We start from the raw sequence: 25,749 nt of genomic DNA on the forward strand, positions 1-25,749 counted from the left end.
CGGCACTCCTGCCGATGAGCAAACCTGCTCGTGCTTTAAGAAGTTGCACAGCCGGGAGGCCGCGTCAAGGGCCAAAGAGTCCGGCAGTCTGCCGCGCAAGGAAGTGGCTGTTTAGAGGAATAAAATCAGATGGTTGTAAGAACTTTCTGATGCGATAAATCTTGTCGGGCTGTCGGCTGTCCGGCTATTTCTGATTGCCTGGCGCGGAAATCCCGAAGCCGAAAGTCCGCATCGCCTCCTGCGCGGCCAGGATGCCTTCGGCCACCGAAACCAGGGCCACCCGCTTCGATGTCGCCTGGTCGCGGATCAGCTTGTAGGCGGTTTCCTCGTCGACGCCGTTCATCTCGACCAGCACCTTGACCGCCTTCTCGATCGTCCGGCGTCCCTTCAGCGTATCCTCCAGCTTGCGCACCTTGTTGGCCAGCCGCCCTTCGTAGCCGTAGCGGTAGCGGGCCAGTGCAAACTGCGTCAGCACGCCCAACTGCCTGAGCGGCTTGGTGATGACGCCATGGGCGTTGAGGTCGATGATCGCCTTGATCGAGGTCGGGCTTTCGTAGGTGACGATGGCGACCACGGCGGCGTTGGCGCCCTCGATGAGCGACACCATCGCGTCCGTCGGCGCCTCGCCGACCTGCACGAACACGGTGTCGATATCGGCCGGGATCGAGGCCGGCGGCGGCCACGCCGCCCTGACTTCGCAGCCAAGTCGCCTGAGGTGGTCGACGAGGGCGGCGCCATCCTCGTCCTTCGGGTGCACGACGAGGATCTTCGCCTGCCGGAGGTCGTTGAGGATGCGTTTGAGCGTCGCCGTCATCTAAAGCCACGGCTCTTCGAAATGGGTCGCAGCAAGATAGGGGTCTGGCCGGATCGCGACCTGCGACTGCCAGGCGATGTCGAACTGCCCGGTGGCGTTGGCGATGCCGATGCGTGGCGTCGACCAGACGTGGCGGTTTTCCTGGTCGAACATCATCCTGCCCTCCGGCGACGCATAGTCAACCTCAAGCGCCGCCTGGCCGAGGCGGAAGGTGTCGAGGGTTCCGGCCTTTTCCAGCGCGCGGGCGAACAGGTGAACCTGGGTATACGCCGTCTGCGACCACATGGTCGCCGTCGTGCGGTCGCCGAAGCGGCGAGCGAGCTCACCGACGAAGCGCTGGTTCTCGCCGCTGTCGACGCTCGCCAGATAGGGGGCGGCCAGAACATGTCCGGTGCAGTGCTCGGCGCCGATCACGCGAATCTCGCCTTCGGCGAGAGTCAGGCTGGCGATCGGCCGCCGTGTCCGGTCGATGCCGGCTTCGGAATAGAGCCTGTACAGGATCTGTGCGCTGCGCCCGATGACGGTCGAGAAGACGGCGTTTGGCGCGGCCTTCTCGATGTCGGCCATCAGCCGGCGCATGCGGCGTTCATCGGCGTCGAGCGGCACATATTGTTCCTCGACGATGGTGCCGCCCTTGCATTCCAGGAGGTCGCGCATCACCCGGTTGGATTCATGCGGATAGATGTAGTCGGACCCGGCCATGAAGACGCGCGGTCCGTAGCGCTGCAGGATGAAGTCGGCCAGTGCGAAGGTATTCTGGTTGAGCGTGGCGCCGGTGTAGAGGACGTTTTCCGAATATTCGAAGCCTTCGTAGATCGACGGGTACCAGAGCAGGCCGTTGTAGCGCTCGACGATCGGCAGCACCGCCTTGCGGCTGCCCGACATCGAGCAGCCGAAGATGACGTTGACATCGTCCTCGGTCAGAAGCTTGCGGGCCAGCGAGCGGAACGCCTCAGGGTCGCTGCCAGGATCGTAGGCGATCGGCTCGATCTGCCGCCCCAGCACGCCGCCGACGGCATTGATCTCCTCGATGGCGAGCGCGGTTCCATAGAAATGCTCGCTTTCGGTGACCGAGGTGATGCCGCTGCGCGAAAAAAGGATGCCGACGCGCCATGTCCCGGCTGTTTCTCTCACGGCAATCCTCCCTGGGCTTTTCCGAAGGCCTATTGCACGCGAGGCGTCATGGCAATCGCCATCGGCGCTGGAGTGGCGCTGGAGCCCGGCCGGGGCACGAGTGCCAGCATGCTGCGACGATGCTGGCCGCAACTTTCGGGGCAAGGAAAGCGAAGAGCAGGAGGCGGCTTACTTCAGATGTATTGGTGCCGTTGAGCATGGCGACATCGGTGAGGCCACGGTTGGCTCCATCCGTATGTTGGCCTAGGTACAAATGGGCTCGACGCAAAAGCTCGGTCAAAGCGCCATCGGGTTCTCGGCTGATGTTGGGGCCGTCCGTAAGTACGATGCGTGTTCGATCCCGCGCCGCATCAGTGCCTGATGCCCAGCACGACCGCACCTCGTCGGCTCGCCGCATCGCCGACTGGATTTCACCAGCGTCGGCCCATTGCCGAATCCAATCAGACAGTTCGGCATGATCACCGAATTAACCACATTCGAAGAAGGCGAAAGGCGGTTGGGTTTGTCACCGATCCGTCTCGCGTAACATGTTACCGTTGGAATTGGGGGCATCCGCAGCACGTCCAGGCGCAAAGGCAAGGAAGAGACAGGATGCCGACCTTAAGCAATGGCAGTGAACTCATCGTATGGAACGAACCAGAGAATCCCAATCCGACCCCTGACTCGGTCCTTTTCAGCATTACGGAAACAGACGGCGACGTAATCGGACCGATAGGCGCAAAGCCGGATTTCCCTTTCGGTGGGATCGAACTAGCTTCGGTCGATGTCTTCGATGGCTTCTTCACCATCACCAGCTTCACCCACGAGGGCAGGACCGAAACCTGGACGACAGTGGAAACGCAGGTCTTCGACAACGAAGGCAATTTTCTCCGCACCGTTTCCGACCAGGCGGCCTTCCAGTCGGTCCGGATCGTCTCGATCAGCGCCGACAGCCCCGACGACCTCACGGTGACATGGATCGGGGCGAACGAATATTTCGGCGGCGAAAACACCCAATACGGTCAGCATCAGATCATCTTGAAAGGGGGCGTGCTTCAGTCCGACACCTTCGTTAATCACGCGCCCAACGTTGCCGACCTGGACTTGTCGATTTCGCAGGCGCAATCTCTCGACGACGTCAAGTTCAGCGCGACAGATGCCGACTACGATCTCTTGAACTTTATCGTCTTGGACGGGCCGGACAGCGGCACCCTGGAGCAGGAGGCGAGTTTCGACGGTAACTACTACCCGTTTCACCAGGGTCATTATGGCACTACCCTGCACTATCATGCGGATTTTCTGAGCGGAAACCTGTTCGATTACACACCGGAGGCAGGGTTCATCGGCACCGACAGCTTTACGGTTTACGCTACGGACGGCCAGGGCAACAGCAATGTGGCGACGATTACGATCACAGTCACTCCGCCGGCCGAATCCATTACCCTGACCGACGCCAAAAACATCGCGAGCTACGCAAGCCATGATCATGCCGTGCTCGTCGCCGCGCTGGGCGGGGGCGACCGCATCAGCGGCACCCCGTTCAACGATACGCTCGACGGCGGTGCCGGCCATGACCAGCTGTTCGGCGGCGCGGGCGCGGACGACATCATTGGAGGCGCGGGCACCGATTGGCTGAAGGGCGGCGGTGGCGATGACGCGATCGGCGGTGGTGAGGGCGCAGACGGCGTCCGCGGTGACACTGGCGACGACGTCCTCGACGGCGGCGCCGGCTCCGACGACATGCGAGGTGGTGCTGGCGACGACATCCTCAATGGCGGCGCCGGCCGCGACCGGCTGGCCGGCGAGGGGGGCAGGGATGTCTTCGTCTTCGACGCACTTGGGCCGGCGAACTACGACAGGATAGAAGACTTCAATGCGCTCGACGATGTGTTCTGGCTGGACAGCTCCGCATTCGTCGGGCTGTCGGCCGGCTCGCTTTCCGCTGCGGTTTTCGTCGTCGGCAAGCACGCCATCGATGACAACGACCACATCATTTACGACAAGGAGACCGGCGATCTGCTGTTCGATGTGGACGGAGCAGGAGGAGCGGCGACTGTCAAGTTTGCCGCCCTGGACCCGAGCACATTCCTCACAGTGGACGACTTCTTCGTGTTATAGGCGCGCATGGTGGGGCGCAGCTACATAGACCGGGCGTGATCGCGCCGCCCATGTGCAGGATTTCCTCCCCGATTGCGCAGTAAGGGGCGTCAGGGCTCATCCGATGCCTTCATGACCCGACTGGCTGGTGTCTGCAACAGTGAGGCATGATTTCGACGAACGCGGCTATCTTTTCATCCGCATTGAAAAACCTTGCATTTGACGGATACAGTGGTGTCACGCTGCAATCCATCGTCGTGAGCCAGCCGATGCTATTGTGCTAGTTTCGCCGCACTGCGGGTGGCTATATCATGCAAGACAGCATGAAGAAGCGTTCCGAGTTCCTGTTCGGCCAGCCCGGGTGCAATTCCTGATTCGGATAATTGAACGAGAATTGCCTTGGCGGTGTTGCGCCAGAAGGCGTTAGCGTCCTCCCCGTTCTTGGACTCCAGGACCAGGGCGATCCCTTCAACCAATTTCCGCCGCCGATGCAGCGGAAATGCGCTTATGTTTGAATCGCACATCGATCACCTCACCCCTTCAGTCGAGCGAATAAGCACTGGCGGGTTAGAAAATTTGGTTAACAGCGCTCTTTTTGACGATGGTCAGCCATAGAACAAAGCGTCCGCTGGGCTCGATGGTCGGTGCCGCGAATAGCGGCTGGACGCAGCGGCATGGCGAGTTCGAGTCCCTGTTGAAGTATTACGGCCTAGGCCTGACGGCGCAGGAGTCCGGCATGAGTGCCAGCATGCGGCTCAGCTGACGGCCGATCGACGCCTGAGGCTTAGCGGATCGGCGTCTCGCCGCGAAACAGCGGCTGGTGCGCCCGCATCAAGGCGGCAATCCGGTCGGCGACTTTTCGTACCGGCGGCGAGTGACGTTCCTCGTGATGGGTGACGATCCATTGGTCGGTTTCGAGTTCGGGGATAGGCTGAGCGACGCGAACCAGCCGCGGATCGCTGTCACCGACGAAGCACGGAAAGATCGAAAGGCCGGCGCCGGCGGCGACCAGTTCGCACACCGAATGGGTGTTGTTGCCGCGCACCGCGATGCGGTCGCCGTGATGGGCTTGCAGCCAGCGCGCCGAGGCAATGTTTGCCGCTTCGCCGGTGACGCCGACGAACAACCCGGCGGCGATGCCGTTGATCAGGCGGCGTCCGGAATAAATGGCGTAGGTGACCTTGCCGCTCTGACGGCCGGCCAGCCACTGCTCGGTCGGGCGCTCGCTGCGGATGCCGATGTCGGCGGCACGGCGGCCGATGTCGACGCGGTCGGTGGTGGTGACGAGCTCCACCCTTATGCCGTCATCGACCGTCCAGATCTCACCGATATGGGCGGAAACGAAGGCTGAGGTCCATGGCCCGGCCGAGACGCGGACAATGCGGTCGGGCAGGTTCCCCTCGCGCCAGCGGGTCAGCGACTGCATTGCTGCCTCGACGTCTTCGGCGCGCCGCAGCAGTTCTTCACCGACCGGGGTCAGCCGGTAGCCGGTCTGCTGGCGCACGAACAGCGGTTCGCCGATCTGCTTTTCGAGCGCAGTGACGCGACGTCCAAGGGTGGCTGCGCTGAGGCGCGTCGTTCCCGTCGCTGCGCTCAAGCCACCCAGCCGCGCAACGTCGAGAAACAGCCTCAGATCGTCCCAGTCGATATCCATTTTGCAGAAATGAAAAGCTCCTTGCGACCGTGGCTGTAGCGCGAAGCGGGCATCACGCGCAAGTATGCAGGCATTGAAGGCGTTGGACAATCCTGCCTGGAGCGACAGGGACAAGCGCCTCGGCTGGCCAAGAAGCCAACGCAATCCTTTCGATCGCGCACGCGCTTCGCGCAGATGCTTTGCGCTTTCGACCAACCCAGGCGCGCGGACTTCTGCGCGCCAAAGGAGACGATCATGTTCGACAAACTTCGACACCGTTTCGCCCGCTGGCTTGCCTATCGCCAGACGCTTGCGAGCTTGAGGCAGGCCCCAGACAGCACACTGGCGGATGCTGGCATTTCTCGCGAAGAGATCCGCGAGCATGCCCGCCACGCCAGCCTGCATCGTTGAGGAGGCGGGGCATGCAGATGGTGACGCCCCAGACGGGGTAAGCCGACTTCTAACTCACAGCGATGCGCAGGCCGGTGCCATCGAAAAGATGCAGATGGCTGGTATCGAACTTCAGATCCACCGTGTCGCCGGAAGCCACCGGATATTGTCCGGCGACAACCGCCAGCATGGTCTGGCCGCCGCTTGTCCTGGTGTGGACGATTGTCTCGGAGCCGAGGGCTTCCACCAGCGCGACGCGGGCCGCAACGTCTCCCTTGCCGGCACCGGCGAGGCTGATGTGGTGTGGCCGCAGCCCGAGCGTCACGTCGCCATTGGCCGCGCTGACGTTCCCGTCGATCTCGAATCCAGCTGAACCGTCCAGCGTGAGGCTTGATCGGCCAGCGCCCCCGGGTGCCACCTTTACCGGCAGGAAGTTCATACGCGGTGCACCGATGAAACCGGCAACGAACAGATTGGCCGGATGATTGTAGAGGTCGAGCGGCGTGCCAATCTGCTCGATGCGGCCGGCGCGCAGCACGACGATGCGGTCGGCAAGCGTCATCGCCTCGATCTGGTCGTGCGTGACATAGACCATCGTCGCCGACAGCCGCTCGTGCAGCGCGGCCAGTTCGGCGCGGGTCGAGATGCGCAGTTCGGCGTCGAGATTGGACAGCGGCTCGTCAAGCAGGAAAGCGGTTGGATTGCGCACGATGGCGCGGCCGATCGCGACGCGCTGGCGCTGGCCGCCGGAGAGCTGGCCGGGGCGCCGGTCGAGATACGGCGCGATTTCCAGCATCCGCGCGGCTTCGGCGATGCGCGCATCGATTTCGGCACGCGCCATACGGGCGTTCTCCAGTCCGAAGGCCAGGTTCTGGCGTACGCTCATGTGCGGGTACAGCGCGTAGGATTGGAACACCATCGCCAATCCCCTGTCGGCGGCCGGAACGGTGGTCACGTCCTTGCCGTCGATCGCGATGACGCCGCCTGTCGGCCGGTCAAGCCCGGCGATGAGCCGCAGCAGCGTGGACTTGCCGCAGCCGGAGGGGCCGACGAAGACGATCAGCTCGCCGTCAAGGATGTCGAGATTTATGTCGTGCAGCACGCCGACCTTGCCGAAAGCCCTCGATACGCCGGTAAGTGTGATCTGGCTCATGATAGCCTCTATTTCAGACCGGAGCCGGCAATGCCGGTGGTGATGAAGCGCTGAAGGAAAATGAACACCAGCACGACCGGGATCATGGTGACGACGGTCATGGCCAGGATGTAATGCCATTGCACGTTGAGTTGGCCGGCATAGGTGTTGAGACCAACCTGCAGCGTATAGACCTCCTTGCGCGACAGGACGATCAGTGGCCAGAGGAAGTCGTTCCAGCGCCAGACGACGGAAAAGATCGCCAGCACCGCCAGCGCCGGGGCGGTCAGCGGCAGGATGATGCGCCAGTAGATCTGCCATTCCGACGCCTTGTCCATGCGTGCTGCATCGATCAGCTCGTCGGGGATCGTCAGCATGTACTGACGCAGCATGAAGACGCCCGTGGGCGTTGCCACTGTGGGCAGGATCACGCCCCATAGCGAATTGAACAGTCCCATTGCCGAGATCACCGAATAGAGCGGCACCAGGATGACGGAGAGCGGCACCATCAGCGTCGCGACGATAAGCATCATCACAGCCGAACGTCCCCGAAAATTGTACTTCGACAGTGCGAACGCGGCCATCGAATTGGTCAGGAGCGTAATCAGGGTGGCGACCACGGTGACGAAGACCGAGTTGCGCAGGTAGAGGAAGAAGTCAAAGGCGAGGAAAGGCTGGACATAATTGTCGAGCGCGAAGGCGATGCTGCGCTTGGGCGTACGGTTGCGGATGTTGACGCGTATGATCTCGCCCGGGTTGGCGGGATCGACCATCTGCGCGACGGTGCCGAGGCGGCGCACTTCGGCGAGCACGCGCACGCTGCCGTCGTCATTGCGCACTTCGAAGAGCTGCAGCGGCTCCTCATACCCTTCCACGATCGCTTCGGCGGTGACATAGGGCAAAACAGTCGGCGGGAACTCCGCCAGCGCCGCAGGCGTCTTGAACGAGGAGTTGACCAGCCAGAGTGCCGGGCCGAACATGACAATCAGCCCGCCGATCAGCCAGAACCAGGTGAAAACGTCGGTCCAGTGCCAGCCGGCGCCGCCGCGCCGGCGGAACAGAAATTCCGCAACCCTGCTCATCGCATTTTGCCCCGCTGCTCGTTGCGCCTTGCGATGCCCAGCTGGATCAAGGTCAGCACGACCAGCACCGCTCCCATGAGGATCGAGGCCGCGGAGGCGAGCCCCGGATTGCGCAGCATCGAGGCGAAGCCGACCTCGTAGATGTACTGCGTGAGGAACAGCGTGCTGGTCCCGGGACCGCCGCCGGTCAGCACATAGACTTCGTCGAATATCTGCACGGCGCGGATGAGTGTCAGCACCAGCACGACCAGGAGGTTGGGCGCCAGCAAGGGCAGCGTTATGCGCCAGAAGACGCGCAAGGGCCGGGTTCCGTCCATCTCGGCGGCCTCATACAGGTCTTTCGGAATGGCCTGAAGGCCGGCGAGAAGGATCAGCGCATAGAAGCCGACATGGGCCCAGACCGACACCATGATCGTCGCCGCGAAGGCCCAGTTGCGCTCCACCAGCCAGTTGACCGGGGTTCCGCCCGCCTCGAACACCATCAGGTTGAGCAATCCCTGCCGCTGCAGGATCCAGCGCCAGATAAGACCGACCACGACCGGCGACAAAAGCACAGGGAAGAAGAACACGGCGCGCCAGAAACTGCGCGCACGCAACTCACGGTTGAGCACGAGTGCGGTGACAAGCGCCACGGCGACCATCATCGCCACTTGCAGCACGACGAAGGCCAGGGTGTTCCAAACCGCGATCCAGAACAGGTCCTCGGTGCAGCTCTTCGGATCGAGATAGCTGCCGCAACTGAACAGCCGCCCATACTGATCGGCGCCGACGAAGGTGCGCTCGCCGAGGAACAGCGCCCCGCCGCCGGTCATCGAATAGAGGATGTTGATGACCAGCGGAAACAGCACGAAAATGCCGAACACCAGCATGTTCGGCGCCAGGAAGAACACGGCCATGCCATTGCTGCCCGTGCGCCGTTGCAACATGCGCAGTGGCGCATCGAGAACATTCGCAAGCCAGCCGACCGGCGCCAGGATCATGGCGCCGGCGCGGGTTGCTATGCCGTTTCGGACGTCTCCCATGACACTGCCCGCGACGCTACTTCGAGGCCTCGGCCACCTGTGCCTTGATGTCCTCGTCGATGCGGACGAAAGCCTCGTCGAGCTTCAGCTCGCCGGCCATGACCTGACTGATGCGGGTCACCAGCGCGCCATAAACCGGAGTTCCCCATTTCCATGCCGGCAGGGCGGCGGCATTCGGCGCGATCTTGCCCGATGCCTTCAGGAAGGCTTCGAGCGACGCCTTTACGTTCTCGTCATCGGTCTTGTAATCGATCTTGCCGGCGAGAACGCCCTTGTGTGCGGGCAGGAACAGGGTGCGCTCGGTGAATTCGCGCATGATGTCCTCGCGGCCCAGGAAGTCCATCACCTTGCCGACTTCAGCGGCGTTCTTCGTGTATTTGACGGCGACCAGCGCGGCGCCGCCCGGCATGCCGGTGCAGGCGGCGGTGCCGCACGGCGAGCCCGTCGCCACCCAGTCGAAGTTCTTGCCGATCTTGCTGGCCAGATTGGCAACCTGCCAGCTGCCCGAATAATAGTAGGCAATCTGTCCATTGATGAAGTCGTCGGCCCCGGCGCGATAGGTGGTGCCCGACGCCGACACCCAGATTTCCTTGTTCATGCGGCCGTCGGCAACCCAATTGACCAGCTTTTCGGCGAAGGCTTTCGTGCCGGCGTCGATCGGCGCCGGCAGTCGATCACCGCCGATGTAATTGGCGCCATAAGAAATGTTCGCCGCCGAGATACGATGGCCGCTGCGGTCGATGGCAAAGGCAGCATTGAGCTGCTGGCTCTGCTGCACCTTGCCGGCAGCATCGACCCATTCGTCCCAGGTTGCGGTGTCGGCCGGGATCGGCACGCCGGCCTGTTCGAAAAGCGTCTTGTTGACGAAGCCGCCGGTCAGCGTGATCTGGGTCATGAAGCCCGGAATGATCTTGGAACCGTCAGGGCGCATCCAGTCGAACTGGTCGCCGAAATTCGTCTGCCAGTATGCTGGATCGGCAACAACAGGCGTCAGGTCGAGCCAATGATCGGCGAGTTCCTTGATATTGGTGACGCGGGCGATATCGGGACCCCGGCCTGCCTCGAGTTCGACCGGAAGCTGCTCCTGGACAACCTTGTAGGCGACATTGTCGAGAATGACGTTGATGTCCGGATTGTCTTTCATGAAGCGGTTGAGCAGGTCCTGTATGACCTCGCCCTCGACGCCGTCCGAGTACCACATCACGCGAACGTCGCCTGCGAACGCGGTCGACGACAGAAGGCCCGCCGAAAGGCCCAGGATTATCGAATTCATTCTCATGGTTCACTCTCCTCCGCTTTTGCGGTGTTCACCGCTTGATTGTCGCTGTCCGAGCTGCTTGTCCTGCTCCTTTTGATCCGATCCTCACCTGGTTGCGATGGCGTCGGTTACGAACAACGTGGCTTCGCCGCTGACCTGCCAGTCGGCCGGATCGACGACACGGTCCTCAGCCTCCATGCGGCCATCCGGATGGAACAGCACGTCGCCGTATTCCGGGTCATTGACATGCAGAAGGCCGTCTTTTCCGTGGCCGAGCGCGAGCTGGGAAAACCGCGCCTCGAATTCCTCCAGCGACCCATATTGCCGGCGCCGGCCCAAGCGGATGATCCATGCGGCTTGGTGGCCCGGCACGCGCAGCTCGTTTCCAGCGGTCGGCCCGCGGCCGACCAGCTCGAAGGCGCTGTCGGCCTTCAGCATCGCGAGCCCATCGCCGCCGCGCGCCGAAGCGATATGTTCCTTGACCCTCGCTTCGTCGAACGCGCTCTGTGGGAACCAGGCATGGGTAAAGTCGGGCTGCTCGGCAGCGCAGCTGAACAGCACAACCGCCAGGTCGCGATATTGATGCACGCGCGGCAGAGAGCCGGAGCCGCCCCAGTAGGACGGCCGGCCATAGCCCGAATGAATCGTCTCGCCCGGATGGTTGATCCATATCTGCGCGTCGGGATTGCCGCCGAGGCGCAGGTGCAGCACCGTTTCCTGATAACCCCATTCGTTCCAGCGATAGGCTGCTGCGCTTCCCATGGCGAAATCGCGGGTCTTGTAGTGGTAGAGCTTGGCGATCCGGTTCTGGCCCTGCGCGAAGCACCATTCCTGCGCGTCGTCGCCCGCCATGCAAGCGATGCCGGTCAGTTCTTGCGGGACGTCGAGGCCATGGTCGCGCAAGCAGAGCGCAAGCTGCGGCAGGGCATGGAAGCGCATGCCGTAGAAACCTTTGCCCCACAGCATGCGTGCAATGCCGGAAAGTTCCAGCGAACGGGCGGCGCGCAGCGTGTGCTCGTAGGAGCGGCCCTGCGCGCCGGTAAGCATGCCCTGCTGAGCCGAGCGGGCGACGATCTCGAGCAGGCGGTTGATCGCAGCCCCGGCGCGCCGGCGCACATCGGCATCTGGCCCAAGCGCGTACAGGATCGTCAACCCCTTGAGATCGATCGGGAAATAAGGGGCGGAGTTGAATTCCGCCATTTCCCATGCCTCGAAATGATCGAGCCAGGCGCGCACGCGCGCAAGGCCCACGGTCGACTGCTCCGCGCCGGTGCGCCCGGAGCGGACAAAGCGGGCGTCGGGCAAGAGATGGCCGCCGAGATAAGCCGCGGTGTGAAACAGAAGCGCGTGGTTTTCGGAGAAGTACCACTGCACGTCGTTGCCCGGCTCATCCATCCAATAGCGGTAATTGAGGATCGCTTCGTCAATGCGGTGACGGAGATCGACCGCAATCCTGTCGCCATAGGCACGACGGCACCAGAGCAGTGGAACCAGGATGAAATCGGCGCAGTCGTGGCAATCCTCGATCGCCGGCAGTGCAGCAGCAATGATGGCGTCGGTTTCGGCGCCGCCGCGGCCGGTCGCCAGCCGCGCCAGCGCCCGCACGGTATCGGCCTCCGCCAAATTGGAGACCTGTTCCAGGGCTTCGCCGATTCTGTCGGCAAGGATGGCAGGGGCGCGGCCCTGACGCGCCGCATGACAGATCTCGACGCCGAAGACCCGCCGGGCAACAAAGCCTGAAGATGAGAGCGATACGGCAAAATGCCGGAAGTCGGCGGGAAGGTCTTCCGTGGCGGCGATCGTGATGCGTCTTGCTCCCGCTTCGATGCGGCGGCGGAAGATCACGGGCGCCTCGATCGACATGAAGTCGCCCTCGATCACGATCGCTACATCCACCGCAACCGGCAGCGCGACATCCGTCACCAGCGCCACTTCGCCGCCGGAATAAAATGGACGCTCGAAATGCATGGCGTCGAGAGCGGCTTCCATGGCCGCCGCGACGTCGCCTTTGACGGTCGTGGGCAAGACCTGTTCGGCAGTTGGGCCCCGGAGATAGTCGAGTTGGAAGAAGTAGCGTGCGTCACGCTCGGCGAGATCGTCGAACCAGATGCTGATCTCGTTGGCGCCGGCGACGAGATTGAGCTCGAAATCCTGGGAAGCCTCGAGATTGCGCCCGTAGGGCGCCATCCAGCCGGCCTCTATTCCGTTGACGAACAAAACGGCGCCGCCGCAGGTGCGCAGCCGCAGCCGCGCCCGGCCGTCCGAGCCTGCGTCGAGCACGGTACTTGCCCAGGTGGCGACCACGGTCGGGCGGAACCAGAAGCCCGACAGGTCGACGCGCGGCGAGCCGAACGGAAGCCAAACACGGTCCGGCTCGAACACGCCCTGCGGCTTGGGCCGTTTCCCGCGGCGTTCGGCGGCAAACTCGGTTCGGCAGGGATATTCGTGCGGGATGAAATTCTTGTGCTTGGTCAGGAAGAAGAAGGGATCCATCTCCCCTTGCATCGGCTGATCCGCAACATCGTAGCGCTGCTCGGACGTCGTGCCGACGAGCCAGTAAACGAGAGGGCCGCCGAGCGCGAGCGGCCGGCGCAGCGCAAGATCGTGCGTGATCGGTTCCACGGTGTTCATCGCAGCGTCTCAACGGGCACGGGCGACACGTCGTTATAGGCCTGGTTCTCGCCCGTCATGCCCCAGACGAAGGCGTAGGGGCCGGTTCCGCTGCCCATATGGATCGACCAGGCCGGCGAGATGACACAATCGCCATTGGCCACGATCAGATGGCGGGTATTGTCCGGCCGTCCCATCAGATGGATCACCCGGTCTTCCGCGGCGAGGTCGAAATAGAGATAGGCTTCCATACGCCGCTCATGCAGGTGAGGGGGCATGGTGTTCCAGACGCTGCCCGCAGCGAGATCCGTGATGCCCATCAGCAGCAGGCAGGAAGGCGCGACTTCCGGATGAATGTACATGCGCAATGTGCGCTTGTTGGCGCGTCGCTCCTCGCCGAGTTCGAGCGGCTTCGCCTCGGATTTCGTGATCAGCCGATGCTTGATGTCTGCGCCGGCCGGAACCGAGTTCATATAGAACCAGGCGGGGTGCGCGGCGCTGTCGCTTTCCAGCGTTACTTGCTTGGCGCCGCGCCCGACATAGAGCACATCGCGGTTGGCGAGCGCGAAGCGCTGCTGGTCGACGCTCACCGTTCCTGCGCCGCCGAGATTGGCGATGCCCATCTCGCGCGCGGTGAACAGATGCGGCGTGCCGACGTCCGCGCCATCGCCGAAACTCAGCGGCTCTCCGGTTGGGCACGCGCCGCCGACGATCATGCGGTCGACATGGGTGTAAGCGAAGGCGATGCGGCCGGGCTCGAACAGCCGCTCCACCAGAAACTCGGCGCGTAGCCGCTCCGTCCCGTAGCCATCGATGTCGCCCGGACCGGCGCCGAAGAGAACGCGCATCGTCATGCCGCCGCCTCGGCAGCTTCGGCATGGATCATTCCCTCTGTAAGGCAGAGGATCGCCAGGGCCTGGCCGTAGCCGGTAGGCTGGATCGGGATGTCGCGGTAGAACTGGAGATCATGGCCCATGCGGGTGCCATAGGAAACGTTTCCGAGCACGCCGTTCTCGTCGATGCTGGCCAGCACCGCGTCGAGTGCGCGCCGGCCCGCTGGACCGCACGCCTTGGGCCCGAAGCCCAGGCGCGCAGCTTTCATGAGACCATAGCCGATGCCGGCGGTGGCCGACATCTCCTCATAGGAGGTCGGGTCATCGAGCAAAGTGTGCCATGCTCCCGATGGCGCCTGCAGGCGCAGCAGCGCGTCGATCTGCGCTTCCAGCACGCCGAGCAGATAGGCTTCGACTGGCTTGCCGACACCGCCATTTTCGATCAGGTCGAGGATGCCGACCGTGATCCAGGCGTTGCCGCGGGCCCAGAGAGCGCGGGCAAAATTATGTCGGCCGGCAAATGTCCAGCCATGGAACCACAAGCCGGTTTTCGGGTCGGCGAGATAGCGAGCATGGACGAGGAACTGGCGAACAGCCTCGTCGATGCAAGCTTGCCGGCCGGCCGCGCGTCCGTGGAAAGCGAGGAACAGGCCGGCCATGAACAACGTGTCGTCCCACAATTCGTCGTCGTTGATCTTGTCTGAGACATTGTGCTGGAACCCGCCCTCGGGCGTGCGAGGCATGTCGCGAAGCAGCCTTTCGGCCCATTGGCCGAGAGGCGTTTCCCAGCGCGGATCGCGTGTCTCGCCCCAGAGCAATGCCAGCGCCATCATCGGAGCGGTGGTGTTGATGTTCATCGGCGGCAAGCCCGCCCTCAAATGGCGCTCGTACCAGTCTTCGATTGTCTGCAAAAGTTTCGGGTCGCGATTGTGCCGCCAAAGGCAAACGAGGCCGTAGAGGCCCACACCCTGCGGCCATTCCCAGGAATCGAAGCTGATGTAGTCGCCGGCCGTGCCGTCGAGGTTGGGCTCGTCGAAACGGCCGTCATGGCGCAGGCCGGTCATGCCGCGCACGAGCAGGTCGAGCTTTGAGCGCATATCTCTCATGGACGACGCCACTACTCCTCCCAAGTCTGCGCGATGTCGGGCAAATGGGTGCCACAGGAATTTTTATTGCGCAATCTGAAATTTTTTTGCAGCATGAAGGTCTGGTGAGGAAACAGCCTATGGTCGTCAAGGTCGAAAGCGGGAAGCGCGGCACGCCCAGCCGGCGCGTGCGGCTCGAAGACGTCGCCGCGCGCTGTGGCGTTTCCGTCAGCACGGCGTCGCGGGCGCTTGCCGGCGGCAAGGGCGTGCGCGGCGACCTTCGGTCGACGATCATCGAAACCGCCAGGAAGTTGAACTACACGATGCCCACGTCGATCGCCGGCCGCAAGGTGATCCTCGCCGCAAGCAACGCTGCGAGGATCGACTATGGCCGCAACCAGTTCACCTTCTATGTGCTCGACGGACTGAACGAGCGCGCAAAAACTCTCGGTGTCGAGTTGGTGTCGCGCTCGATCGCCGACGCCGGTGAGCAGATCGCGCTGCTCAATGAGGCCAGGCAAGACAAGAGCGTCGTCGGCTGCCTGTTTCTGACGCTCGACGACGAGGCGGTGCTGACGCTGACCGGCGGTTTCGGCAAGCCGATCGTGCTCATAAACGGCGACGACCCGGCGATGCACCATTCGAGCCTGACGCCATGCAACCGCTCGGCGGCGCATCTCGCGACGCAGCACCTGCTCGACCTCGGCCACCGGCGCATCCTGTTCCTGATGCGACGCGGGCGGCGCACGATCGAGCGTCGCTTCGAGGGCTGGCAGGATGCACTGCGAGGGCGCGGTCTGGCGGCCGGCGACCTGGCTGTGGAGGTGGCGGATTGGCTGCCGGACCTTGCGGCCGAAGCGATTGCGCGGCGCATTGAGGCGCGTGGCCTCGACTTCACAGCTGTGCTCGCCGCGGGGGACAGCCTCGCTATCGGCGCGATGATGGCGATCCGGAAGTCGGGTTACGAGGTGCCCGCCGACGTGTCGGTCATGGGCATGGATGACCTTCCGCAGGCGGCTTTCCAAAACCCGCCGCTCACGACGATGCATATCCCGATGCGCGAGATCGGCGCGGCGTCGCTCGACCTCCTGCTCGCCGATCTCGGCGGGGACCTGCCGCCGCGCCGTATCGAATTCGCCTGCCATATCGTGCAACGCCAGTCGACCGGCCCGGTTCGCGCCTGAGAGCTGTCCGGGCCAGGCCATCGCTACATCGATGGGGTCACGTTCGAACCGTCTTCGAAGCGTCCGTAACCTCCGCCGAAGAAAAGCAGAGGTTCGCCGTCTCGCAAGGTCGCGGCGGTTACGCGGGCAACGACGATCAAATGGTCGCCGCCCTCATGCCCGGAGATTCGCACGCATTCGAACCGTGACAGGCAGCCGCCCAGCAGCGGCACGCCGGCATCGTTCAGGTCGTGCGGGAGGCCGTCGAAGGCTTGACCGACGCGAGCGAAGCGCTGGCTCAGCTCAATCTGCTCCGCGCCCAGAACATGAACCGCGAAATGCTCGCAACCGGCGAAGGCGGCAAAGCGCCTCGAATGCCGGCCGATCGACCAGAGCACGATCGGCGGGTTGAGGGACACCGATGCAAAGCTGTTCGCCGTGATGCCGACGGGGCCATCGGGCGTCATCGTGGTGACGACGGTGATACCGGTCGCAAACCGGCCGAGCGCGTCGCGGAACTCGCGCTTGCGGTCGGGGCCGGGCACGAAGCTTTTCATCGGTTGCTGCTCGGGGTTGAGGAAGTGGTACATCAGGCGCCCTCCTGGCCAAGGGCTGCGGTGGAAGCTTCAATCTCGTTGAGCCGCATTCGCAGCATCATCATCGCCGCTCCCCGGTTCCGAGCGGAGTCGGCGGGGTGATTTCCGGCACCCGGCCATAGGCATGCGGCAGCGAGCAGGTGCTGATATTCGGCAGCACGCGCTTGCCGAAGGACAGGGCCTCGTCGAGATGCGGATAGCCGGAGAAGATGAAGGCGCGGATGCCCATTTTCCGGTATTCCTCGATCTCGCACATGACTTGATCGGTCGAGCCGACGATCGCGGCGCCGCAACCGGAGCGTGCGCGGCCAACGCCGGTCCACAGATGCCGCTCGACATAGCCTTGTGCGTCGGCACCGGCGCGGTTCTTTGCCTGGTGCGCGACGCCCAGGGATGTCGCGTCCAGTGCGCGGGCGCGGATGACTCTGCCCTGCTCGTCGTCGAGTTTCGAAACCAGCTCCTCGGCATAGTCGCGGGCTTCGGCTTCGGTGTCGCGCACAATCACGTGGACACGCAGGCCATAATCCAATGTGCGGCCATGGGCGGCTGCACGCTCGTGAACGTCACGCATGCGGTGCGCCAACACGTCCTTCGCCTCCGGCCACATCAGATACACGTCACACTGTGCGCCGCAGAGTTCGAGCGCGTCGGGCGAATAGCCGCCGAAATAGAGTAGCGGCCCGCCATTCTGTTGGTAGGGCTTTGCGGGGTCGGCGGTTACTTTCCCGAATTGATAGACCTCGCCCTGATGGTTGATTTCATCGCGCGTCCAGGCCTGACGCAGGATCTCGATAACCTCGCGCGAACGCTGATAGCGGAAGCGGCTGTCGGCGACTTCGCCGGGAAAGTCGGAAGAGATGACGTTTATAGTCAATCTGCCCTTCAGCATGTGGTCGAGCGTTGCGAGCGTGCGCGCCAGCATGATCGGTTGCATTTCGCCGCAACGCACCGCCGCGAGAAGGTTGATCGTCGAGGTTATCGGAGCGCAGCCCGCCACGAAGGACAGAGTATCCTGGCCAACCTGATAGGACGAGGGACACAGGATATTGCGAAAGCCCAGTCCTTCGGCTGTCTTGACGATATCGGAGCAGTGCTCCCAACTCGACCGCAGCGCGCCATCCGGTACGCCGAGATAGCGGAAATCATCGGAACACAAAGCGGAAAACCACGACACTTCAGCAGCATCGAGATCTGCGGACGTCACCGGAACGACCGTCAATGTCGGCACTCCCTCGTTGTCAGAGACTGGATTTCCCTGTTGCATATCATTCGTGTTTGTGTAGATCAATAGTGTATCAATTTTGCTTTGGAGACAATGTGACCACGTCCAGAAACGCCTATGCGCTTCCGATGCATCAGCAGGTCAGCGAAATGCTGATTCGCGAGATCGCGGCCGGGCGGATGATTGAGGGCGAGAAGCTTCCGCCGGAGCGCGACATGGCTGCGGGGCTCGGAATAGCGGTCGGTACTTTGCGCAAGGCGCTCGGCGATCTCGAGCGCAAGGGCTTGCTCAGTCGCATCCAGGGTTCCGGCAACTACGTACGTTCGCAACCCGACGTGGCCAGTGTCTATTCCATGTTCCGACTGGAACTCCTGGAGGGAGGCGGGCTGCCGACGGCGCGCGTTCTGTCAGTCGATCGGCTGGCGAAACCGATGGACCTGCCGGTGTTCGGGTCGAGCAGCGAGGCCCATAGAATAAGACGGCTGCGGAGCCTCAGCGGCAAGCCGGCGGCGCTGGAGGAGATCTGGCTCGACGGTGCCCGTGTGGAGACGGTTGCTATCGAAGAACTGTCGGATTCGCTCTATCTCTTCTATCGCAAGGCGCTCGGCATCTGGATCTTGCGTGCAGAGGACCGCGTCGGGGTCGGCCATGTGCCGGAATGGGCGCTGCCTGAATTCGGCCTCGCGCCGGGCGCCGCCGCCGGCTTCATCGAGCGTACCGGCTGGATGCAGGACGGCGCCAGCGCGGAGTTTTCCAGGACCTGGTTTGATCATGGCGTCGCGCGCTATGTCGCGCGGCTGCGATAAGGAACGGATATGGCGAAGCACATTTCCTACGGCATCATCGGCTGCGGCATGATGGGTCAGGAGCATCTTCGCAATATCGCGCTGCTGCCCGATGTCGGCGTCGCAGCGATCTTCGAGATCGATGCGACAATGCGCGTACGCGCGGCAGTCCTCGCCCCGCAAGCGTCGATCGCCGGCTCGGTCGCGGAGGTGGCGGCCGATCCGCGCGTCGACTGCCTGCTCATCGCCAGTCCGAACTATGTGCATTTCGCGCAGCTCAAGGAAATCGCTGCTATCCGTGCGCTGCCCATCCTGATCGAGAAGCCGCTTTTCACCGATCCGGTCGACGCAGCCGCGGTGAAGGCGTTCGCCGCGACCTATCCGGCACCAGTCTGGGTCGCGATGGAATACCGCTATATGCCGCCGGTCGCTCGATTCATCGAGCAGGCGCAGAACGCCACCGGCGGCATCCGGATGCTGACAATCCGCGAACATCGCTACCCGTTCCTGGACAAGGTGGCCCACTGGAACCGCTTCAACCGTCGATCGGGAGGCACGTTCGTCGAAAAATGCTGCCATTTCTTCGATCTCATGCGGCTAATCCTGAAATCGGAACCGGTAAGAATCATGGCGTCGGCCGGACAGGAAGTGAACCATCTCGACGAAAATTATGATGGCGAAACACCCGATATCTGGGATTGCGGCTACGTGCTGGTCGATTTCGCCAGCGGCGCGCGCGCCATGCTGGAACTGTGCATGTATGCAGAGGGCAGCCGCTATCAGGAGGAGATCAGCGCCGTCGGTGCGCGAGGTAAAGTCGAATGCTTGGTGCCGGGTCCCGGCCGTTTCTGGCCGGCCCATCTCGGCGCGGCGCCGACGCCGCAGTTGATCGTCAGCCCACGCTTTCCGCAGGGACCGTACACCGTCGAGATCCCGGTCGACCCGCAATTGTTGACGGCCGGCGATCACAACGGCTCGACTTTCTATCAGCATCAGCGGTTCTGCGCCGCCCTGCGAGGCGAGGGCCCGGTCGAGGTGACGCTGGATGATGGCTGGAAAGCTGTCGCCATGGGTATGGCCGCACAATTGTCGGCAAACCAGGGCACGGCCATTTCCAACCCACTCGATGCATCAGTGACCACTTGATCTTGCTGACCAAGTGGTAGCGGAGACGGCTAAATCGCAAGATCCACGGCGTGAGCCGCCTAAAGCGCGTCGCGTTTGACCGGCCTCATGCGACGCGCTTTAGGTTGTTGTTTTTATGCATGTCGTTGTCGCAAAACCGCTGCGCACTTTTGCGCGACATGCATTAGTGGGATCAGTCGATCTTGCCTCCGATTGCCGCTATGGTTCGGACCAGCCTGTCCGCGACACAGGTCGATGCTCCAGCCGCCATGAGCATCTGCGGCAGGATCAACCATTCCAGCGTCCAGGCTGCACCAGAGCGCTCTTGCTCATGGATTAGCGCATGATGCATTCCCGACAATTGGACTGCGTTGAAGCGGGCAAGCGTCACCAGCATCTCGGCGTCGATGGGATTGCGCTTGTGCGCCATGGCGGACGATGAACCGCCGACCGCCCGTTGCAGCTCGTCGCCTGCTTGCGCCATCAGCGCAATGTCCTGCCCGAACTTGCCGAGGCCGCCCGTCACAAGCGACAGCCAGTTGGCCAGCTCGGCGATGCGGTCGCGCTGGCTGTGCCATTGCGGCGCGTCGCCGAGACTTAGCTGCCGGGCCAGCGCGGCACGGATGGCGGCGCCCTTGTCTGCGAACTTCTCGAGCGTCCCGACGGCGCCGCCGAACTGGATGACGAGAACCGATCCTCGCACCGATTGAATCCGCTCGCGGTGGCGCACGAGCGGTTCGCGCCAGCTGGTGACGCGGTCGGCTACGGAAATCGGAATCGCTGCCTGCATTCGGGTTCGGGCCATCAGCGGGCGATCGCCAAACCGATGGCCGAGATCGGCGAAGGCGACCACCAGAGCCGAAAGCCGTTCTTCCAACAGGTCGATACAGGCGCGAATTCTCAGGATCATGGCCGTGTCGATCACGTCCTGGCTAGTCGCACCGAAATGCACATGCTCCGAATGCGGCGCTCCGACAGCATGCCTGATCTGCCGCACGAGTTCCGGCACCATGACGCCGTCGCGCGCCGTTGCGTCCCTCAGGGCCTCGCTTTCCGGCCGGAAGTTGTCGAGGACGCGCCCGATTGCGCTTGCTGCAGCCGCCGGGATGATGCCGAGTGCAGCTTCTGCGTCGGCGAGCGCCTTCTCGAATTGCAGCATCGTCGCAAGTTCGGCCTCGACGCCGAGCAGCGTCGCCATCTTCTCATCGCCGAGAAGCCCGGACAGGAGGGGATTGTCGAATGCTGCGATCATATGTCGAAGAAGACCGTCTCGTTGATGCCCTGGAGATGAATGTCGAATTTATAGACGTCGCCATCCCGCGGCGCGACCAGCGCTGACACGCGCTCTCTTTGCTCAATGCGCATCAGGACGGGATCCTCGGCGTTGGCGGTTTCCTCGTCGCTGAAATACATGCGGGTGTGAAGGCCAATGTTGATTCCACGCCCGACGATCCAGACCGTCAAATGCGGCGCCATCTTGCGGCCGTCAAAAAAAGGCACGCGACCGGGTTTGATGGTTTCGAAGAGGCATTCGCCCGTCGCCATGTCGGTGGGCAGTCGGCCCCAGCCGGTAAAGTTCGGGTCGGCGGAGCCGCGCAGATCCGAGGGCGAATTGTAGATGCCGGCGGCGTCCGCCTGCCAGATCTCCACAAGTGCGTCGTTCAGCGGCGAGCCGGCGCCGTCGATCACCCGGATATTGACCCTGATGCGTTCGCCCCTGGTCTTGTCGTTGACCATCGCGGTGCCAAGGTCGCGTTCATAGACGCCCGAGATACCGCCAAAGTTGGGCGTCAGCCCGATATGGACATAAGGTCCCGCGGTCTGCGAGGCGCTTTCCTTCAGCCGACCGAGAGCCTGGACCATCAGTTGCCCTCGATGCGGTTTTCGAACAGCGTCGAGCGGCGGCCGCGCAGTACAATGTCGAATTTGTATGCCCGCGCGTCCATCGGTATCGTTGCCTCCATGTCGAGTGCGGCGGTGAGGCCTTCAATGGCGCGGCGGTCGTTGATGGTCCGCACGATCGGGCACCTCCAGATCATCGGGTCGCCCTCGAAATACATCTGGGTGATCAGGCGCTGCGCGAAGCCGTGCCCGAAGATCGAGAAATGGATGTGCGCTGGACGCCAGTCGTTGGGTCCGTTGGGCCAGGGATATGGCCCCGGCTGGATCGTGCGGAAACAATAGGAGCCATCCTCGCCGGTGATGGTGCGGCCGCAGCCGCCGAAGTTCGGATCGAGTGGCGCGAGATAAGTCTCCTTCCTGTGTCGATAGCGTCCGCCGGCGTTGGCCTGCCATACCTCCAGCAACGCACCGGCGACGCCGATGCCGCGCTCGTCGAGAAGGCGGCCATAGACGAGGATGCGCGGCCCGATCGCGCTTTCGCCCGGCCCGGCAAAATTGAGTATGAGGTCATTGTCCAGTTCACCGAGAATACTTTGGCCGAAGACCGGCCCCGTAAGCTCCGACAGCGTGTTGTCGAGGGAAAGAAGCGGCCGTTGCGGCGAGCGCAGCACGGAAGTCTTGTAGGCTGGTGTCAAGGCCGGCGGATGCCAGTTGCGGTCGCGCGGAAAGAAGCTGCCGATTTCTGACGTGCGGTTGGCGGGAAAGCGCGACTTGCTCATGATTTGCCGGCTTGAGCGTCCATTTCGTCGAACGTCTTCCTGGCGATCTTCATCGCATGATTTGCCGCCGGCACCCCGGCATAGATTGCCACATGCAGCAGCGCCTCGCGTATGTCGTCGCGCGTCGCCCCGGTATTGACGCTGGCGCGGATATGCATCGCAACCTCTTCGTCCTGCTTCAGCGCGGCGAGCAGCGCGATGGTGATCATGGAACGCTCGCGCTTGGTGATGTTCGGCCGCGACCAGACGTGGCTCCATGCAGCCTCCGTGATCAGTTCCTGGAAAGGAATGTCGAATTCGGTCTTGGCGGCCTCTGCGCGGTCGACATGGGCGTCACCCAGCACCGAACGGCGCGTCGCCATCCCTTCGACGTATCGGTCGCCGTGTCGTGGCTTGCTCATTTGCGCTCTCTTGGCATGTCGTTCAGGAAGCCACGGATCAGCCCGGCGAGCCTTTCCGGCTGCTCGACGGATGGGATGTGGCCCGCACCGGAGATGACCTCGAACCGTGCGGCGGGGATTGAGCGGGCCAGCGATTCCACCAGTTCAGGCGGCGTCGATCCGTCCTGATCGCCGACAATGCAGAGTGTCGGCACTTTGATCGCGGCGGTCGTCGCGGTGAAATCGGCGTCGCGGATAGCCGCGCAGGCAGCGGCGTAGCCGGCCGGATCCTGGCGCGTCAGCATCGTTTTATAACCCGCCAGTTCCTCGCCGCGATTCTTCTGGAAATCCGGCGTGAACCATTTTCGCATCACGTCGTCGGCAAAGCTGGCGATGCCCTCCGACAGGGTCGCGTTGATGCGCCCGTTCCACATCTCGGCCGTACCGATTTTCGCTGCCGTATCGCAAAGGATCAATCCCTCGATCAAATCCGACCGCGTCTTGTAAAGGCATTGCGCAATGACGCCGCCGATCGAAAGCCCGCAGATCACCGCGCGCTTCACGCCAAGATGGTCGAGCAGCCCTGCAAGGTCCGTCGCATGGGTCTCGATTGTTTGCGGCGCGCCACCCAGTTCGCTCAGGCCGTGTCCGCGCTTGTCGAACGCAACGGATGTACAGTCGTCGGCCAGCCTTCGCTCGACCTCGTTCCAGATGCGCATATCCGTGCCGAGCGAGTTCGCGAAGACGACCGTCGGCCTGCCAGTTGTGGGACGATGCCGGTAGTGGATCGTCGCGCCATTAATGCGAGCAAAGTTCATATCCGTCATAGCTTTGGCATTCCTTTGGGCCGCATCAGCCGTTTTTGCGCGGCAATGCGGAATGGTGCGTTCGGCGCACCATAGCCTGCATACGCGCCGCGCCGTTCAACGAACTCGATAATGAACCCCTCTCCGAATGTCGGCGCGTAGAGCTGGAAGAATTCGCCGTTGTCGTCGCGGTCATAAAGGATGTTGGCTGAGCGTAACCGATCGGCGATCTCCGGATCCAGACCGAAGCGCGCTTCGACGTCGTCGTAGTAGTTCATCGATATCTGAAGTGGTTCGAAGCCGTTGGCCTGCAGCTTCGCCGCCGTCGCAAAGATGTCATCCGTCGCGAGTGCCAGGTGCTGGACGCCGGAACCAAAGGTTTCGGCGATGAAATGGCCAGCCAGGGTGCGGTGACTCTCGGCGCCGTTCAGCGTGAGGCGGAAGCGCTTGTCCAGACCTTCGATAACCTGGCTGCGCACGAGGCCGGCCGGATCGACGATGTCGACCATCGGGGTCTTGGTCGTCCTGAAGATCGAGACATAGAACAGCAGCCAGCTCGGCATCTCCTCCTGTGCCATGGTCTGCCCGACATGATCGATACGGGTGAGGCCGATGCCATTGCCGGAACTTGCCGAGGTGACCGGCGTAAACTCCATGTCCCAGACCTTTGCCAGGTCGGATTTGGCATCGAGGAAGTAGATCAGTCCGCCGCCGACGCCGCGGATCGCCGGGATCGACAACTCGCCGGGCCCGACCCGCTGGTGAAAGATCTCCGCGCCCAACGCCTCGGCGCGCGCCACCGTGGCGGCGGCGTCCTCGACCTTCAGGCCCATCGCGTATGCCGACGTGCCATGGACAACAAAGGAAGAATGGGCAAAGCCCTGCCGCTCGGTATTGATGACAATATTGACCTCGCCCTGGCGGTAGAGCGTGACCTCCTTCGAGACGTGCCGACCGGCCTCGACAAAGCCGAGCATGCACAACAGCGATCCAAGCTGTCCGGCATCCTGGCGATCGGCCGCGAACTCGACGAACTCGACCCCTGCAACCCCGATGCGGTCGGGCATGGGCGGGATGGCCATCTCAAGTGCCGGTTCTTCACGCCGCACCTGATCCATCAACCACACCAGCGAACGCCGTCCGTCGACGGAGATCGCCTTTGCCGACCCGCCACGGAACTGGTCGTTGAAAATCTCGAGCGACAGATAGCCGTCATAACCGGTTGCCGCGACCGCCTGCATGAACTGTCGCACCGGCAGATCACCTTCGCCTGGCATGTTGCGGAAGTGCCGGCTCCAATAGAGCAAGTCCATTTCGATCAGCGGCGCGTCGGCGAGTTGGACAATGAAGATCTTGTCCGCGGGTATCGAACGGATGGAGCCGAGCTCAATCCTGCGGGCCAGCGTGTGGAAGGAATCGAGAACCAGCCCGACGCTCGGATGGTCAGTCCTGCGCACGATTTCCCACGCATCGCGATGATCGTTGACGTGGCGCCCCCAGGCCAATGCCTCGTAGCCGACGCGCAGACCGCGCTTGGCGGCGCGCTCGCCAAGCTCGTGAAAGTCCATGGCCGCCCGGTCGATCCCGCCAAGCGAGACCGGCGACACCGACGAGCATACCAGCATCAGGTCGGTGCCGAGTTCCTGCATGACGTCGAACTTTCGCTCGGCGCGATCGAAGGCGCGGTTGCGCTGCGGCTCCGGCAACCCCTCAAAATCCCTGAACGGCTGGAAGAGCGTTATGGTCAGACCTGTGTCACCAGCCATTCGGCCGACGTCGCGCGGTGAGCCGTCAAAGGTAAGGAAATCGTTCTCGAAGATTTCGACGCCGTCGAAGCCCGCGGCGGAAATTGCCGCGAATTTCTCTGCCAGGTCACCGGCGATCGACACCGTCGCGATCGACGTCTTCAAACGCGCCTCCTCCCTGGTTTGTTGTGAACGAACCAGTTCGTACATAACTAAGGCAACGCTGGCGGCACCGCA

At 62.9% G+C, this 25,749-nt stretch carries 24 protein-coding genes; 5 read left to right on the forward strand and 19 right to left on the reverse strand.

The genetic code is table 11. The features are described from left to right. Positions 1-184 precede the first annotated feature (184 nt). Both M727_RS0102045 and M727_RS0102050 read right to left on the reverse strand, forming a co-directional pair. Complete coding sequence (locus M727_RS0102045; RefSeq protein WP_027151253.1) at positions 185-814, reverse strand: ANTAR domain-containing protein; 630 nt, start codon at positions 812-814, stop codon at positions 185-187. Beyond that, positions 815-1,954 (reverse strand): transporter substrate-binding domain-containing protein, encoded by a 1,140-nt coding sequence (locus M727_RS0102050; RefSeq protein ID WP_027151254.1) that lies wholly within the window; start codon positions 1,952-1,954, stop codon positions 815-817. It abuts the gene before it with no gap. 585 nt (positions 1,955-2,539) lie between these two features. On the opposite strand from M727_RS0102050, the gene M727_RS0102055 reads away from it, so the two are divergent. Beyond that, complete coding sequence (locus M727_RS0102055; RefSeq protein ID WP_027151255.1) at positions 2,540-4,045, forward strand: Ig-like domain-containing protein; 1,506 nt, start codon at positions 2,540-2,542, stop codon at positions 4,043-4,045. Positions 4,046-4,296: 251 nt separating this feature from the next. Here the strand turns inward: M727_RS0102055 and M727_RS0102060 are convergent, their stop codons facing one another. Together M727_RS0102060 and M727_RS0102070 are read right to left on the reverse strand one after the other, a co-directional pair. Next, the gene (locus M727_RS0102060; protein WP_027151256.1) at positions 4,297-4,548 is read right to left on the reverse strand and encodes a DUF6074 family protein; all 252 of its coding nucleotides are present in this window, start codon (positions 4,546-4,548) and stop codon (positions 4,297-4,299) included. Between the two features lie 260 nt (positions 4,549-4,808). Then, on the reverse strand, positions 4,809-5,792 hold the full coding sequence (locus M727_RS0102070; RefSeq protein ID WP_210163964.1) for a LysR family transcriptional regulator: 984 nt from the start codon (positions 5,790-5,792) through the stop codon (positions 4,809-4,811). A gap of 120 nt (positions 5,793-5,912) precedes the next feature. On the opposite strand from M727_RS0102070, the gene M727_RS42225 reads away from it, so the two are divergent. Then, positions 5,913-6,068: a DUF1127 domain-containing protein gene (locus tag M727_RS42225; protein WP_198032582.1), complete on the forward strand. Its 156-nt coding sequence runs from the start codon at positions 5,913-5,915 to the stop codon at positions 6,066-6,068. 49 nt (positions 6,069-6,117) lie between these two features. Here M727_RS42225 and ugpC read toward each other — a convergent pair whose 3' ends face one another. The 7 genes from ugpC to M727_RS0102105 form a co-directional block, all read right to left on the reverse strand. Further along, positions 6,118-7,200 carry a sn-glycerol-3-phosphate ABC transporter ATP-binding protein UgpC gene (gene ugpC / locus M727_RS0102075; RefSeq protein WP_027151258.1) on the reverse strand — a complete coding sequence of 361 codons (1,083 nt, stop codon included), beginning with the start codon at positions 7,198-7,200 and terminating at the stop codon, positions 6,118-6,120. Positions 7,201-7,208: 8 nt separating this feature from the next. Beyond that, positions 7,209-8,261, reverse strand: a complete 1,053-nt coding sequence (locus tag M727_RS0102080) for a carbohydrate ABC transporter permease (protein WP_027151259.1) — start codon at positions 8,259-8,261, stop codon at positions 7,209-7,211. Continuing rightward, positions 8,258-9,241: a sugar ABC transporter permease gene (locus tag M727_RS0102085; protein ID WP_245268418.1), complete on the reverse strand. Its 984-nt coding sequence runs from the start codon at positions 9,239-9,241 to the stop codon at positions 8,258-8,260. Before M727_RS0102085 ends, M727_RS0102080 begins: the two co-directional genes overlap by 4 nt. Before the next feature lie 58 nt (positions 9,242-9,299). After that, entirely contained in the window at positions 9,300-10,562 is a 1,263-nt protein-coding gene (locus M727_RS0102090) for an ABC transporter substrate-binding protein (protein ID WP_027151261.1), read from the reverse strand. 84 nt (positions 10,563-10,646) lie between these two features. Further along, entirely contained in the window at positions 10,647-13,172 is a 2,526-nt protein-coding gene (locus M727_RS0102095; protein ID WP_027151262.1) for a hypothetical protein, read from the reverse strand. Beyond that, entirely contained in the window at positions 13,169-14,005 is an 837-nt protein-coding gene (kduI, locus tag M727_RS0102100; RefSeq protein ID WP_027151263.1) for a 5-dehydro-4-deoxy-D-glucuronate isomerase, read from the reverse strand. The genes M727_RS0102095 and kduI overlap by 4 nt, the downstream gene beginning before the upstream one ends. Further along, positions 14,002-15,090, reverse strand: coding sequence for a glycoside hydrolase family 88 protein (locus tag M727_RS0102105; protein WP_036261067.1), 1,089 nt, complete (start codon positions 15,088-15,090; stop codon positions 14,002-14,004). Before M727_RS0102105 ends, kduI begins: the two co-directional genes overlap by 4 nt. Positions 15,091-15,209: 119 nt before the next feature. Between M727_RS0102105 and M727_RS0102110 the strand changes: the two genes are divergently transcribed. Further along, a complete protein-coding gene (locus M727_RS0102110) occupies positions 15,210-16,253 on the forward strand; it encodes a LacI family DNA-binding transcriptional regulator (RefSeq protein WP_027151265.1) in 1,044 nt (347 codons plus the stop codon). Positions 16,254-16,276: 23 nt separating this feature from the next. Here the strand turns inward: M727_RS0102110 and M727_RS0102115 are convergent, their stop codons facing one another. Continuing rightward, a complete protein-coding gene (locus tag M727_RS0102115) occupies positions 16,277-16,822 on the reverse strand; it encodes a flavin reductase family protein (protein ID WP_084646594.1) in 546 nt (181 codons plus the stop codon). 67 nt (positions 16,823-16,889) lie between these two features. Continuing rightward, on the reverse strand, positions 16,890-18,047 hold the full coding sequence (locus M727_RS0102120; RefSeq protein ID WP_027151267.1) for an LLM class flavin-dependent oxidoreductase: 1,158 nt from the start codon (positions 18,045-18,047) through the stop codon (positions 16,890-16,892). Between the two features lie 131 nt (positions 18,048-18,178). Between M727_RS0102120 and M727_RS0102125 the strand changes: the two genes are divergently transcribed. After that, positions 18,179-18,856 carry a GntR family transcriptional regulator gene (locus tag M727_RS0102125; RefSeq protein WP_027151268.1) on the forward strand — a complete coding sequence of 226 codons (678 nt, stop codon included), beginning with the start codon at positions 18,179-18,181 and terminating at the stop codon, positions 18,854-18,856. A gap of 9 nt (positions 18,857-18,865) precedes the next feature. Continuing rightward, complete coding sequence (locus M727_RS0102130; protein WP_027151269.1) at positions 18,866-19,981, forward strand: Gfo/Idh/MocA family oxidoreductase; 1,116 nt, start codon at positions 18,866-18,868, stop codon at positions 19,979-19,981. Between the two features lie 172 nt (positions 19,982-20,153). Here the strand turns inward: M727_RS0102130 and M727_RS0102135 are convergent, their stop codons facing one another. Genes M727_RS0102135 through M727_RS0102160 form a run of 6 tightly spaced genes read right to left on the reverse strand, consistent with a single transcriptional unit; the run spans position 20,154 to position 25,677 of the window. Further along, positions 20,154-21,212 (reverse strand): 3-carboxy-cis,cis-muconate cycloisomerase, encoded by a 1,059-nt coding sequence (locus M727_RS0102135; protein ID WP_027151270.1) that lies wholly within the window; start codon positions 21,210-21,212, stop codon positions 20,154-20,156. After that, on the reverse strand, positions 21,209-21,823 hold the full coding sequence (gene pcaG / locus M727_RS0102140; RefSeq protein ID WP_027151271.1) for a protocatechuate 3,4-dioxygenase subunit alpha: 615 nt from the start codon (positions 21,821-21,823) through the stop codon (positions 21,209-21,211). Before pcaG ends, M727_RS0102135 begins: the two co-directional genes overlap by 4 nt. Next, entirely contained in the window at positions 21,823-22,581 is a 759-nt protein-coding gene (gene pcaH / locus M727_RS0102145; RefSeq protein ID WP_027151272.1) for a protocatechuate 3,4-dioxygenase subunit beta, read from the reverse strand. The genes pcaG and pcaH overlap by 1 nt, the downstream gene beginning before the upstream one ends. Continuing rightward, the gene (gene pcaC, locus M727_RS0102150) at positions 22,578-22,982 is read right to left on the reverse strand and encodes a 4-carboxymuconolactone decarboxylase (protein WP_027151273.1); all 405 of its coding nucleotides are present in this window, start codon (positions 22,980-22,982) and stop codon (positions 22,578-22,580) included. Before pcaC ends, pcaH begins: the two co-directional genes overlap by 4 nt. Continuing rightward, the gene (gene pcaD, locus M727_RS0102155; protein WP_027151274.1) at positions 22,979-23,779 is read right to left on the reverse strand and encodes a 3-oxoadipate enol-lactonase; all 801 of its coding nucleotides are present in this window, start codon (positions 23,777-23,779) and stop codon (positions 22,979-22,981) included. Before pcaD ends, pcaC begins: the two co-directional genes overlap by 4 nt. 5 nt (positions 23,780-23,784) lie before the next feature. Next, positions 23,785-25,677 (reverse strand): sugar phosphate isomerase/epimerase and 4-hydroxyphenylpyruvate domain-containing protein, encoded by a 1,893-nt coding sequence (locus M727_RS0102160; RefSeq protein WP_027151275.1) that lies wholly within the window; start codon positions 25,675-25,677, stop codon positions 23,785-23,787. Positions 25,678-25,749: the final 72 nt, after the last annotated feature.

It is taken from the genome of Mesorhizobium sp. WSM2561, assembly GCF_000513915.1.
GTDB lineage: Bacteria > Pseudomonadota > Alphaproteobacteria > Rhizobiales > Rhizobiaceae > Mesorhizobium > Mesorhizobium muleiense.

What these genes read in the sequence shown, in the direction of transcription:
- M727_RS42225 (WP_198032582.1), top strand. Translation starts at nt 5,913, where the DNA reads ATGTTCGACAAACTTCGACACCGTTTCGCCCGCTGGCTTGCCTATCGC.
- M727_RS0102055 (WP_027151255.1), top strand. Translation starts at nt 2,540, where the DNA reads ATGCCGACCTTAAGCAATGGCAGTGAACTCATCGTATGGAACGAACCA.
- M727_RS0102045 (WP_027151253.1), bottom strand. Translation starts at nt 814, where the DNA reads ATGACGGCGACGCTCAAACGCATCCTCAACGACCTCCGGCAGGCGAAG.
- pcaC (WP_027151273.1), bottom strand. Translation starts at nt 22,982, where the DNA reads ATGAGCAAGCCACGACACGGCGACCGATACGTCGAAGGGATGGCGACG.
- M727_RS0102115 (WP_084646594.1), bottom strand. Translation starts at nt 16,822, where the DNA reads ATGTACCACTTCCTCAACCCCGAGCAGCAACCGATGAAAAGCTTCGTG.
- M727_RS0102085 (WP_245268418.1), bottom strand. Translation starts at nt 9,241, where the DNA reads ATGATCCTGGCGCCGGTCGGCTGGCTTGCGAATGTTCTCGATGCGCCA.
- pcaD (WP_027151274.1), bottom strand. Translation starts at nt 23,779, where the DNA reads ATGAACTTTGCTCGCATTAATGGCGCGACGATCCACTACCGGCATCGT.
- ugpC (WP_027151258.1), bottom strand. Translation starts at nt 7,200, where the DNA reads ATGAGCCAGATCACACTTACCGGCGTATCGAGGGCTTTCGGCAAGGTC.
- M727_RS0102080 (WP_027151259.1), bottom strand. Translation starts at nt 8,261, where the DNA reads ATGAGCAGGGTTGCGGAATTTCTGTTCCGCCGGCGCGGCGGCGCCGGC.
- pcaH (WP_027151272.1), bottom strand. Translation starts at nt 22,581, where the DNA reads ATGAGCAAGTCGCGCTTTCCCGCCAACCGCACGTCAGAAATCGGCAGC.
- M727_RS0102090 (WP_027151261.1), bottom strand. Translation starts at nt 10,562, where the DNA reads ATGAGAATGAATTCGATAATCCTGGGCCTTTCGGCGGGCCTTCTGTCG.
- M727_RS0102060 (WP_027151256.1), bottom strand. Translation starts at nt 4,548, where the DNA reads ATGTGCGATTCAAACATAAGCGCATTTCCGCTGCATCGGCGGCGGAAA.
- pcaG (WP_027151271.1), bottom strand. Translation starts at nt 21,823, where the DNA reads ATGGTCCAGGCTCTCGGTCGGCTGAAGGAAAGCGCCTCGCAGACCGCG.
- M727_RS0102105 (WP_036261067.1), bottom strand. Translation starts at nt 15,090, where the DNA reads ATGAGAGATATGCGCTCAAAGCTCGACCTGCTCGTGCGCGGCATGACC.
- M727_RS0102125 (WP_027151268.1), top strand. Translation starts at nt 18,179, where the DNA reads ATGCATCAGCAGGTCAGCGAAATGCTGATTCGCGAGATCGCGGCCGGG.
- M727_RS0102095 (WP_027151262.1), bottom strand. Translation starts at nt 13,172, where the DNA reads ATGAACACCGTGGAACCGATCACGCACGATCTTGCGCTGCGCCGGCCG.
- M727_RS0102135 (WP_027151270.1), bottom strand. Translation starts at nt 21,212, where the DNA reads ATGATCGCAGCATTCGACAATCCCCTCCTGTCCGGGCTTCTCGGCGAT.
- M727_RS0102110 (WP_027151265.1), top strand. Translation starts at nt 15,210, where the DNA reads ATGGTCGTCAAGGTCGAAAGCGGGAAGCGCGGCACGCCCAGCCGGCGC.
- M727_RS0102130 (WP_027151269.1), top strand. Translation starts at nt 18,866, where the DNA reads ATGGCGAAGCACATTTCCTACGGCATCATCGGCTGCGGCATGATGGGT.
- kduI (WP_027151263.1), bottom strand. Translation starts at nt 14,005, where the DNA reads ATGACGATGCGCGTTCTCTTCGGCGCCGGTCCGGGCGACATCGATGGC.